7 protein-coding genes and 1 pseudogene are annotated in these 12492 nt (G+C 50.7%); 7 read left to right on the top strand and 1 reads right to left on the bottom strand.

The window, feature by feature from the left end; genetic code table 11:
• Window positions 1-273: pseudogene (locus BLQ88_RS34525) on the bottom strand (IS4 family transposase); the annotation flags it as partial.
• A gap of 506 nt (window positions 274-779) precedes the next feature.
• On the opposite strand from BLQ88_RS34525, the gene BLQ88_RS34520 reads away from it, so the two are divergent.
• The 7 genes from BLQ88_RS34520 to BLQ88_RS34490 all read left to right on the top strand — a co-directional run bounded on the left by BLQ88_RS34520 (window position 780) and on the right by BLQ88_RS34490 (window position 12372).
• Complete coding sequence (locus BLQ88_RS34520; protein ID WP_090157581.1) at window positions 780-1580, top strand: glycerophosphodiester phosphodiesterase; 801 nt, start codon at window positions 780-782, stop codon at window positions 1578-1580.
• An 85-nt stretch (window positions 1581-1665) separates the two neighbouring features.
• A complete protein-coding gene (locus BLQ88_RS34515) occupies window positions 1666-2220 on the top strand; it encodes an RNA polymerase sigma factor (protein ID WP_090157580.1) in 555 nt (184 codons plus the stop codon).
• Between the two features lie 21 nt (window positions 2221-2241).
• Window positions 2242-3234, top strand: coding sequence for a FecR family protein (locus tag BLQ88_RS34510; RefSeq protein WP_090157579.1), 993 nt, complete (start codon window positions 2242-2244; stop codon window positions 3232-3234).
• A 129-nt stretch (window positions 3235-3363) separates the two neighbouring features.
• Window positions 3364-6801 (top strand): TonB-dependent receptor, encoded by a 3438-nt coding sequence (locus tag BLQ88_RS34505; protein ID WP_090157578.1) that lies wholly within the window; start codon window positions 3364-3366, stop codon window positions 6799-6801.
• Window positions 6802-6843: 42 nt separating this feature from the next.
• Window positions 6844-8286 (top strand): RagB/SusD family nutrient uptake outer membrane protein, encoded by a 1443-nt coding sequence (locus BLQ88_RS34500; protein WP_090157577.1) that lies wholly within the window; start codon window positions 6844-6846, stop codon window positions 8284-8286.
• 87 nt (window positions 8287-8373) lie between these two features.
• Window positions 8374-8808 (top strand): hypothetical protein, encoded by a 435-nt coding sequence (locus BLQ88_RS34495; protein WP_090157576.1) that lies wholly within the window; start codon window positions 8374-8376, stop codon window positions 8806-8808.
• A 12-nt stretch (window positions 8809-8820) separates the two neighbouring features.
• Complete coding sequence (locus BLQ88_RS34490) at window positions 8821-12372, top strand: VCBS repeat-containing protein (RefSeq protein ID WP_090157575.1); 3552 nt, start codon at window positions 8821-8823, stop codon at window positions 12370-12372.
• Window positions 12373-12492: the final 120 nt, after the last annotated feature.

Below are 12492 nucleotides of genomic sequence, written 5' to 3'. Positions count from 1 at the left end.
GTCCGATATAGAACTTCTGCAAACGGTTTCAGCTTCATCCAGGTTAAAAAGCACTTTGAAAACAGGATCATTGAAACTGTCTTCCAGCGTTCGTTGGCTAAGTCTGTCATTCTCTAAAATGCCATACATTAACAGGTAAAACATCTTTTTACCATGCAGGACTTTGGTGTAATGATCAACCCTGGTAGTTGCCGAAAGATGGGCGATAAGGGCTTCGGGAATGAAACCTAAAAGATGATTGATGTTAACCTTGTGATCTTTAAAAACGGGCATATCTTGCTGACTATCAATTACTAAAGATAATCAATTTGCCTCATAAAACCAACAATAAATAACTAAAAATCATCTGATTAACCAATAAAAAACAGCCCCTATGAAACAGAAAAAAGTCGGAAGAAAAATCTTCCGACCATGACTGGCCTTTCGGCCCTTTTTTTATTTCCAAAAAACCGCAAAACAAAAATTAAGCGTGTGCATAGCGTTTTACGCAATAGGAGTGTGTGTTGTAACTAAGTGTGTGTGTTGTAATCAGGGTTGTATGCTTACCGGTTCGCCTGTTCGGAGTGTATTTGATCCTTGGTGTGGTTATTTCCGGATGACTGTTACAAATCAAACACCTAAAACGGAGGTTCCAAAAGTTGATGAATGATAGGCAGACGGGAATGAGCGATCGGTAAATTGCTTTCCCATTGGGCTGTTTATGCCGATTTTATGTTATTGTTAAGGGCATTTTCGGAATCCCGTCCGATGGTACCTTTGCAATCTCAAAAAGATCTTTCATGAAGCAACTTTTCTCACTGATTCCCGCCTTTGTACTGATAATGTACTTCACCAACGTATACGGTCAGGGTAAGGCAATCGGCCTGATCGCTCACCGTGGTGGGGTAGTGGATAGTACATTTACCGAAAATGGGCTGCCCGCATTGAAAGAAGCGGCCCGGCAAGGTTACGGAATGGTCGAAACGGATATGCGCGTGACGGCCGACGGTGTGCTGATCGCCAATCACGATGCGGACTTCAACCGTTTCTATGGGGATATGCGTAAGGTAACGGAGACGAATTGGGCAGAGGCAACGAAACTGACCAGCAAACTGGACGGCAACCACCCGATGCTTCTCGAAGATGTGCTCCGGTTTTGTGCCGAGAAAAGGATGGCGGTCATGCTCGATAACAAGATCGCCGGGCTGGATTCCACACTTTTTTATAAACTGACCACTATGCTGGATCGATATCACCTCAGAGAAACGGCGCTGATGATCGGAACCGACGAATCCACGGAGTTTTTTACAGGCAAGGTGCGGCTGAGCTGTTCGCGGAAGCAGTTGGAAGACAATATAAAGAAACCCGGCTACCGGCCTGAGCATTATTATTTGTTCGAAAGACCGGCAAACCTCACACGCGAGGACGTGGCGTGGGCGCGCACGCACAACATCCGCGTCGTGGCGGCGATCAACAAATTTCACTACCGTAAATCCACAGACATGATGGCCGATGCCCAAAAGGATTGCGAACGCATGCTCGGATACGGCATAACCGATTTTCAGATCGATTCGGAGTTCCGGATATTCCTTCGGAAATAGTTTTTCTAAAAAAATGGATAAACCGTTTAGGGGTCTGCGGAAGTTGTTTGACTATACATGCAGATCCGAGTAAAGGAGCACCCTGATGACTAAAATTCTAACCGACGAACAGCTGGTAACCCAGCTCCGCGAAGGCAACAAGCGTGCTTTCGAGGAGATTTACGACCGTTACTGGTACAAGCTGTTCTGCATTTCCTATCATCAGGTGGGATCGCGGGAGGAATCGGAGGAACTGGTGCACGATATATTCGAGAGCCTTTGGAATAGACGGGAAGATACAGAGATCCGGAGCCTGGGGACTTACCTCGTGATTGCGATGAAATACCGGGTGACCAATTTTATCAAATCCCAGATCACCTGGCGTCGGTACCAGGAATATCTGATCCTGAATAAAATCCAGGAGACCTATTCGACGGACGAGATCGTGCAGTTTTCGGACCTCTCGCGGGCGGTGGACGAGGTAATGCGCAAGCTGCCCGAGAAGACGAGCCGCGTATTTCAGCTGAGCCGCTTTGAAAACCGCCCTGTCAAAGACATTGCCGAAGAGCTGAATATTTCCGAAAAAGCCGTGGAATACCATATTACCAAATCATTGAAAGCATTGAGAGAAAATCTCTGGATGTATTATTCCAGTAACTAAAACCTATACACGCCTCCGCAAATGACTGATAATTACGAGAAACTGATAGAGAAATACATCGCCGGCGAAACGACGGCGGAAGAAGATTTGCGGATCGAGCAATACCTGAAAGACAATCCGGCGGACGATTCGGAAGTGCTTTTATCTGAAAAAGAGGAAATAGGGCAGCGTATCCGGCAGAAGCTATTGGCCAATACCACGAGAAAGCCTGTCAGAATAGGCTGGTGGACGGCAGTTGCGGCGTCGGTGGCGTTGCTGGCAGTGGTTTTCTGGTACAATGCGCCCAAGGAAGCGGTGTACTTCCCCGCATTGAGTGCTATCTGGAACAACGATGATGAAGGTTTTGCGGTAAGCAACACCTCGCACAAGCCTCAGCGGCTTACTTTGGAAGATGGAAGTGTGGTGATCCTGCAACCCAACAGCCGGATCGGCTATCCCGAGCATTTCGGAGAGCGTAAAAGAATGGTTTATCTGCACGGCGAGGCGTTTTTTCAGGTAAAAAGGGATGTGACAAAGCCGTTTATCGTTTCGACGGAAAATCTGGCTACGCAGGTTTTAGGGACAAGTTTTAATGTAAAATCCTACGATGGTGCTGGCTCGATCGAGGTGCAGGTGGCTACCGGGCGTGTTTCCGTCTATGAAACTTCCGACAACAAGACAGCGAGCAAAAATGGTTTTATCCTGACGCCAAATCAGAAAGTAGTATTCGATAAAGATTCGCGGAAAATGGAGTTGGGTATCGTGAAAAAACCGGTAATCGTGAAACCGGCCGAATCGGCAGCGCAGTTTGAATTTGCCGAAACGCCGGCCGCGGATGTCCTCGCATTGCTGGAAAAGACCTACGGCATCGACATTGTGGTGGAAGGTGATGTGCTTCGGAACTGCCTGTTTACCGGGGATCTCAACGAATTGCCGATGTTCGACCAGCTGGACCTGATCTGCAAGGCGGTGAATGTGGAATATGAGCGCCGCGGTGCTTCGCTGTTTATCTCGGGCGAAGGCTGCGCTAATTGATTGATTAATAGAGAAGTGTTTTATAAAATGCCGGCCATGCGCTAACATGCCCGGCCGTTTGGAATACCCTTCCTGGCAGAAGGATACCGTTGTTTTTGAGTTGTTCAGTTCACAAAAACCTTTAAAATTATGCATAAAAAAATACCCTACAAAAGGGTTGTTTACAAAGTCATGAGTGCTACCGCTAAACAACTTTTGCTTGCTTTGATATGCTGCGGGATCTCCATGGCACACGGCGTTTATAGCCAGGAGTTGCTGAACAAAGAGATTTCACTGAAAGTCGAGTCGTTGGAAATCAGGCAGGTGTTACGCCAGATCGAAAAACAGGCCGACGTCAAGTTTGTATACAGCTCGGGTAGCATCCAGGGCAGGAGCACGGTTGCCGCAAAACAACTCCAGGGCTCACTGAACCGCGTGCTCGACCAGCTGCTCTCGCCCCTGAATGTTTCATACGAGGTGGTAGGGAATTCGAGAATATTGCTGAGAAAAAAGAGCGACCCGCAAAGCGCAGCGCCTTTTAGCGCCGGGAACGCGGGTACCACAGTCGACCGGACCATTACCGGAAAAGTCGTGGACGAAAAAGGCGACGGCCTGCCGGGCGTGAATATCCTTATCGTAGGCAGCCAGAAAGGCACCACATCCGACCAGAATGGTCAGTACCAGCTCGATGTGCCGGATAATGGCGCCACGCTGCGGTTTTCTTTCATAGGTTATGTGAGCCAGGATGCAGTGGTGGCGAGCAACTCGGTCATCAACATTACCATGGCCCCGGATGTGAGCGCGTTGAAGGAAGTAGTGGTGGTGGGTTATGGTACCCAGGAGAAAAAAGATGTAACTGGTGCAGTATCTTCCGTGAAAGGTTCTGATTTTCAAAACCTTCCATCAGGTGGAGCGCAGCAGGCTTTGCAGGGCCGTGCGGCGGGTGTGAATGTGATCCGTAACGGCGGTGCGCCGGGCGACGCAGGTACGATCCAGATCCGCGGCTTCGGAACGGTGAATAATGCCGATCCATTGGTAGTAATCGATGGCGTACCGGCCGGTTCTATGAACGACGTGAACCCGAACGACATCGAATCCATCGAAATCCTGAAAGACGCTTCGGCATCAGCCATTTACGGAACGCGTGCGGCAAATGGGGTGGTGATCATCACAACCAAGCGCGGTACTTTCGACAACCCGATCAGTGTGACGCTCAATGGCTACGCCGGTATCAGCAACCGCATTAAAATCCTCGATATGCTGGAAGCGCCCGACTTGGCGGCATTGAAGCGCGAGGCGTACAAAAACGACGGCCTGCCCGTACCGCCGATCTGGGAGGACGCGCAATACCAGTCACAGAAAACCAACTGGCAGGAAGCATTGCTCACACAAGGCGTTACCCAGAATTACGACGCGGCGATCCGCGGAGGCGGCAAGTATTCGTCGTTCTCGATTTCGGGTGGTTATTACAATGAAAAGGGTATTATTGGTAAGTCCTATTATAAAAGGTATACATTCCGCGTCAATTCGGATCACAAAATCGGTTCGAGGCTGAAAATCGGGCAGAACCTTCAATTCACGAATACGCATAACACCTCGCCGAACACGACATCGTCTCAAACGGGTTTGTTGTGGAGCGCCATTCGTTTTCATCCGGGCCTGCCTATCCGCAATGGAGACGGTTCGTATAGTTCCACAAAAGGTATCGGCGCATTCGGAGACATCAATAACCCTATTTTCACCGTCGATACGCAGGATCAGAACAATATCCGTAACCGCATTTTGGGTAGTCTCACCGGCGAGCTTGAAATCCTGAAAGGCCTGAAACTGCGCGCAAATCTCGCTATGGACGCGACTTTCTCAGAAAGCACGAATTTCGAGGTAAAAATCAATGACCAGTTTCGTACCAATTCCTATAACCAGCTTGATCTGACGCATGGTAAATACTGGTCGTTCCTGCAAGAGTATTTCCTTTCATATGACAAAAAATTCAGTGCGCACAGCCTGAACCTGGTGGGTGGTTATACTTCGCAGACATTCAACAGTATCTCTTCCAGACAACGTGGCCGCGATTTCGCGAGCGAAGATCCTACATTGCGCTACCTGCAATATGCCGGAACGATCGTGTCGGTAGCGGGCGAGGACGGTAACCGCAGCTACGACGCCCTGGCGTCCTGGTTTGGTCGTGCCAACTACTCGTTTATGGACCGCTATTTGCTTACGGCCACATTCCGTTCGGATGGATCGTCGAAATTCGCGCCGGGCAATCGCTGGGGGTATTTCCCGGCATTCTCACTGGGATGGCGGCTTTCGGAAGAAGATTTCTTCAAAAACGCATTACCGGTTTTCAGCAACTTCAAGCTGACGGGCGGCTGGGGCCAGCTGGGTAACCAGAACGTGAACTCGCTGCAATACCTGGCGTTGATCAACTCGTCTTACCGCTACGCATTAGGTGCGGGCGGCACGCAAAACCCGATCTCGGGTGCTGCGCAGAGCCGCCTGGCTAACCTGCAAATCGGGTGGGAAACGGCGGAAATGAGCAACTTCGGCGTAGAAGCGGGGCTTTGGAAAAATGCATTGTACCTCTCTGTTAACTATTTTATCAAGGATACCAAGAAAATGCTGCTCGCCCCGCCGTCTGTGGGAACGATCGGTACTTCTATTATTCCGGATCAGAATATTGGTCAGTTGCGTAATAAAGGTGTTGAAATCGAAGCTTCTTACCGCCACTCGTTCGGCGACCTGACCCTGAATGTGAGCGGTAACGCGACGTTGATCAAAAACCGCATTACGCAGCTCGCCACGCCGGGCGGTTTCCTTGCGTCGCAGCTGTACGGCCGCGGGCAGCAGGAGATTGTGCGCACATACGAGAACCATCCTTACGGTACATTTTATGGGTATAAAGCGGATGGTTTGTACCAAAGCCAGGCGGAAATCGACTCCGACCCGAACATTGCCAGTGACTCCCGCAAAACCAACGGGCAGATCCATCCCGGCGACGTTCGTTTCATGGATTTGAATGGTGACGGCATTGTCGATGATAAGGACCGGACGATCATTGGAAGCCCCCAGCCGAAAATCAATTATGGTCTGAATGCAGGTTTGAATTACAAAGGATTTGACTTCAACCTGTTCTTCGTAGGTGTAGGCGGTGTATCGATCTTCAATGCCGACCGTATGCAGGGCCTTGATGCGAGCTATTCTTTCAATTTGTATCAGGAAGCAAACGAGCGCTGGAATGGGGCAGGTACCAGCAACACCGTGCCGCGCGTGAGCATCGACAACCCGAACCGCAACTTCCGTCCTTCCGACCTGTTTATCGAGAAAGGTGATTTCTTCCGGTTGAAAAATTTCACATTAGGTTACAGCATTCCGAAAACCGTGATCGAGAAAGTGAAACTGTCGCAGGCAAGGATTTACATTACCGGGCAAAATGTGTTTACGATCACGAAATACACCGGCTTGAACCCCGAACTGGGTTATGTAGGCGGTGACAAGGCGGCCGGATTGTACAACCAGCTGAATGTCGACTACGCGCAATACCCGCAGGCACGCACGTGGACGATCGGCGCAACCCTGTCCTTTTAACCGAAACCCAGATCGAAAAGTAGATACCAAAGACATTCCGACATGAAAAAGATATATGTACTGGCCGGATGGCTCTTCCTGATGGCCGTAACCAGTTGTAACGATGACCTGCTCGACAGCACGCCTTACGGCCAGGTGACCTCCCAGCAGTTCTGGCGCAATGGCGACGACGTGGTGGCTGCCACCAACGCCATTTACGCCCCCTTGCTGAACGAAGACGGTTTCGCCCACACCGAATACACATTCGATAACTGCTCCGACGATATGAACCGGGCTGGTGACCACTCCGACGAGACTTCGCTAGAAATGTTCACGTTCGATGCCGCCAACTCGCACATTCTCGCCACGTGGTCAACGAAGTACGAGGTGATTTCCCGCGCCAACGCGGTGCTGATCAACGCGCCGAAAGTGACCATGGACGAAGCATTGCGCAACCGCAGCATGGGCGAGGCATATTTCCTTCGTGGATTCGTATACTGGCGCCTTTCGCTGATTTACGGTGAAGTTCCCTTGATCCTCGAAGACGATGCGCTGAACAACAACTATAACAAACCCAAAGCGACGCTCGCGGAGGTACGCGCGCAGGCGGAATCGGATTTCACGAAGGCCGCGGCCCTGCTCCCGGTAAGCTATGCCGACGGAGATGCGGGGCGTGTTACCCAAGGTTCGGCGAATGGTTTCCTTGCGAAATTGTACGTATACCAGGAAAACTGGCCCAAAGCGATCGAAATGGGGCAAAAAGTGATTAGTAATGCGGCCTACAAGCTTGCGGGTAATTACGACGAAAACTTCCAGCTCACTACCGAGAACAACCCGGAAATCCTGTTTTCGCTGCAATACGAAACCGGCTGGACGACCGACAACTCGCCGACCTTCTACCACACGCCGCAGGCATTCGGCGGCTGGGGCTTCCACGAACCGATCGAAGACCTCGTGCAGGAGTTCGAAAAAGGCGATCCGCGCCGCTCGTACTCGATTTACAGCCCAGGCGATAAGGTGAACCGCGGTTCCGCAGGAACAACGACATTCGCCGCCAATATGACCCGCGTAACCGGATACTCATTCCGCAAATACACCAGCTTCACCGACGCAGGCGACATGAGCCAAAGCCTGAATGCACCGTTCCTCCGTTCTGCGGACGTATATTTGTTGGTGGCCGAAGCGAAGATCCGTTCCGGACAAAGTGGTGATACCGAACTGAATGCGGTACGGAAACGCGCCGGTCTGGCCGCTAAAACGGGTGCGAAAATGGCCGACATTATGCACGAGCGCCGCGTAGAGCTGGCAGGCGAGAACGAGCGCCACCAGGACCTGATGCGCTGGGACAAAGCGAGCCTGATCGACATCGCCGCCCATTACAAAATCGCCCGCGGTCCATTCAAACCGAGCCGCAATTTCATCAAACCCAAACATTACTACTTCCCATTGCCGCAGCGCGAGGTGGATTTGAGCAATGGGGTTTTGAAGCAGAATAGTAATTATTAATGATTGAATGAGTCAATGAGTGAATGAGTGAATACTGGATTGAATATTCACTCATTCGCTCATTCGCTCATTCAAAATTAAACTCCTATGCATCCAACCCGCCCGCTGCTCACCATCCTCCTCCCCGCCATGCTCCTCGCATCGTGCCATTCCCGCGAGCGTTCGCTTGAAGGCACCTGGCGTACGGATTCGATCAGCAACTTTGTGAATGGGTTCAGCTTTACTAATAATACTTTCGATGAGCATTGGTCCACGTTCGAGTATGATGCCAACGGCGTGATGACGGAGCGGAAAAAGGAGAAATTTAAGACCTATCGTTACCAGCTGCCAACTGCCGACTCTCTGGTTTATACCGATTCGACCGGCCATCGGTTGAGCGGATTTCAGATTGTGAAGCTTACCGATGAGCATTTGATATTGAAAAAGGCACAGAAACCTTATCTTCCCGGAAAGAACCAGGAGCTTTATGAAGTCCGGTTTTTTACCAAAATACCTGCAACGCCAGTCTCAATGCCGCAATAATTGCATTTGCCCATGATCCGTCCGTTACGCCTGTTCCTTTGCTTTTTCTGCCTCATCGGCTCCTGTACCACCAAAAAGGACGACCAAAAGTTGTTCGAACTGCTGTCGCCTGAGGAAACCGGCGTGCATTTCAACAACCGCCTCCACGAGGACGATCAGCTCAATATCCTTACCTACGAGTACTTCTACAATGGCGGCGGAGTAGGAGCGGGCGACATTAATAATGACGGCCTCACCGATTTGTTCTTTACCGGGAATATGTCGGAGAGTAAACTGTATGTCAATAAAAGTAAGGATCAACGAATTGAATTCGAGGATGTTACTGCCAAATACGGCATTCAGATCGCTGAGGGCTGGGCTCGTGGTGTGGCTATGGTAGATATCAATGCCGACGGTTTCCTGGATATTTACGTTTGCCGTGCAGGACCAGCACAGGTAGGTACGCTTCCTAACCTGCTCTTTATCAATCAGAAAAACAACACATTCAAAGAAGAAGGCAAGGCTTACGGGCTCGATTACAGCGGTAACACCACGCAAGCCGCATTCTTCGATTACGACCACGACGGCGATCTCGACGCGTACCTCGTGACGAACGTGATGAACATGCGCGGCCCGAACAACATACGCCCGAAGATCAGCGACGGCTCTTCCCCCAATGTCGACCGCCTTTTTCGAAATAATGGAAACGGCACGTTCACCGACGTTTCGAAAGAATCGGGTATTCTGGAAGAAGGTTATGGCCTGGGCATTGCGGTGACCGACGTGAATAACGACGGCTGGCCGGATGTGTACATTTCAAACGACTACGTTTCAAACGACCTGCTCTACATCAACCAGCAAAACGGCACATTCAAAAACGAAGTAGCCGCGTATTTCAAGCATCAGAGCTATTCGGCGATGGGTAATGACGCGGCGGACATCGATAACGACGGCCTGGTCGACTTCATCACCGTGGATATGCTGCCCGAAGATCCCATTCGCCGGAAGAATATGTTCGGGCTGATGAATTACGACCGGCATTTGTCGGAGCTGCGGATGGGCTACGAGCCGCAATTCATGCGCAATACACTGCAACATAACCAGGGTAAAGTGCCAGGTAGTAACCAGCCCATTTTCAGCGAAATAGGCCGCTATTCCGGCGTGGACGCCACAGATTGGAGCTGGGGCGCATTGTTTGCCGACTACGATAACGACGGTTTCCGTGACCTTATGATCACCAATGGCTACCCGAAGGACATTACTAACCGGGATTTTGTCATTTATCGAATGGCGGAATACGAAATGCAAATGCGCTCGGGCCATGGCGATAGCCGCAAGCTGGCCGAAGCATTGAAGAAAGTGGAAAGCGCTCACGTGCCTAACTACCTTTTCGCCAACAACCACGACCTCACGTTCGCCAACAAATCCGCCGAATGGGGCTTCGATATTCCCTCATTCTCCAACGGGGCCGTCTATGCCGATTTCGACAACGACGGCGACCTCGACATCGCGATGAACAACATCGATAGCGAGGCATTTTTATACGAAAATCACTCCGAACGTAAGGCTGATAAGCATTCGCTGACCGTCAAACTGAAAGGCCCTGCGCTGAACAGGGACGGATCAGGCGCTAAAATCTGGCTCTGGACGGCCAAGGGCATGCAATATGCCGAGCATTCGCCTTACCGGGGTTACCAGTCGACGACGGAGCCGAACCGGGAGCATTTCGGTCTTGGTAGTGCGACACAAATAGATAGTATAACCATTATCTGGCCTGATGCACGAATGCAGGTTTTGAAGAATGTGAAGGCTGGTCAAATGCTGGAACTGGATCACGCGAAGGCATCAGGCAATGCACCTGCAAACTATCCAAAGGCTGGTACCGAGGAGGCTAATGCACCGCTATTTACATCATTGAAGGGCAGCGGCATTGATTTTCAGCACAAAGACGACCTTTACATCGACTTCAAAATACAGCCGTTGCTCCCGCATTTGTTATCCCAAAATGGCCCGGGCATTGCCGTCGCTGATGTAAATGGCGACGGTCTCGACGATTTTTATGTCGGTGGGGCATTCAATCAATCCGGGCGTGTTTTTGTGCAGGACAAGCAGCAACGTTTCCGCTCGAATGCGTTGGTGGAAGGGCAGAAATATGAAGAGGATATGGGTTCGCTGTTCTTTGACGCGGACGGCGACGGCGATCAGGATTTGTATGTGGTGAGCGGTAGCAATGAGTTCGAGGCAGGTTCCCGTTATTACCAGGACAGGTTATATTTCAATGATGGGACAGGTCATTTCAAACTAAATCCCAGCGCATTACCTCCGCTTACAGCCAGTGGTTCTACTGTAAATGCCGCCGATTTTGACCGTGACGGTGACCTTGACCTTTTCATAGGCGGCAGACTTTCCCCAGGCACTTATCCCATGCCTGGCGAAAGCTATTTACTTAGGAATGAAGGCGGTAGGTTCGTGGAAGTGACGCAGCAGGTTTGCCCTGAAATCAAAAGTATTGGCATGGTAACCACCGCATTATGGACAGATTTCGACCAGGACGGCTGGACGGATCTTATTGTCGGCGGCGAATGGATGCCCATTGTGTTTTATAAAAATGCAAAAGGTCAGCTGTTGAACGTGAGTACGCTAACCGGACTTAAAAACACAACCGGGTGGTGGAACAGCATTACTTCCGGCGACTTCGACGAGGACGGCGATACCGACTACGTACTCGGTAATGTGGGCCTGAACAGCGAAGGAAAGCCCTCCAACGACAAGCCGCTGACATTACTCGCCAAAGATTTTGACAAAAGTGGCACCATGGACCCGGTAATCGCCCGCTACATTGGCAACGACCTGTACCCCACGCACCCGCGCGACGAAATGACCAGCCAGATGAACTTCCTCAAAAAGCGATTCATCTACTACGCCGATTATTCCAAAGCCAAAATCACCGACGTTTTCAAACCCGAAGAGTTGAAAGACGCTAAAAAACTGGTTTGTGAAACCATGCATTCAGTCATGCTCGAAAATAAGGGCGGCGGCAAGTTTGCATTGAAATACCTCCCCGCCGCAGCCCAGATGGGGCCGGTTTACGGCTTGCTGGCAGAAGATTTAAACCACGACGGCCACCTCGATTTGCTGCTTTCCGGCAACAGCCATGCTACCGAGTCGATCAGCGGAAGGCTGGATGGGTTGAATGGATTAGTGATGTTGGGTGATGGCAAAGGAGGTTTAAAACCGTTGCATGCGGCCCAAAGCGGCGTTTTTGTACCGGGCGATGCGAAGGGAATGGCGCATTTGCGATTAGCGAACGGTGGGTTATTGGTACTAGCGGCGCAAAACAATGCGCCGCTGCTGGCATTCGCCGGAGATATTGAGGATAAAATGTTGTATATCAAACCCATGTCACAGGATGCAGCGCTGATAGCAACTTATGCTAACGGCCGTCCGCGGCGCTTTGAGCTATCTTACGGTTCAGGTTGTTTGTCACAATCGGGGAGGGGTGTTGTATTGCCGCGCGAGGGGTTGCAAAAGCTATTAGCAATCGATTTCCGCGGACGCTCGCGCGCTGTTGTAACCAGCGATTGAAATCGCTGGTTAGGGAATAAGGCTACATGCCTAACGGCATTTGATATAGTCAAATCGTATCCCGCATTGAAGATGGCGTCAGGTACGTAATAGCGATGCAACATTGCGAACAACAAATCG

The organism is Dyadobacter soli, assembly GCF_900101885.1.
GTDB classification, from domain to species: Bacteria; Bacteroidota; Bacteroidia; order Cytophagales; family Spirosomataceae; genus Dyadobacter; species Dyadobacter soli.
The sequence above is the reverse complement of the archived record's forward strand: the minus strand, read 5'-3'. Positions and strand labels throughout refer to the sequence as shown.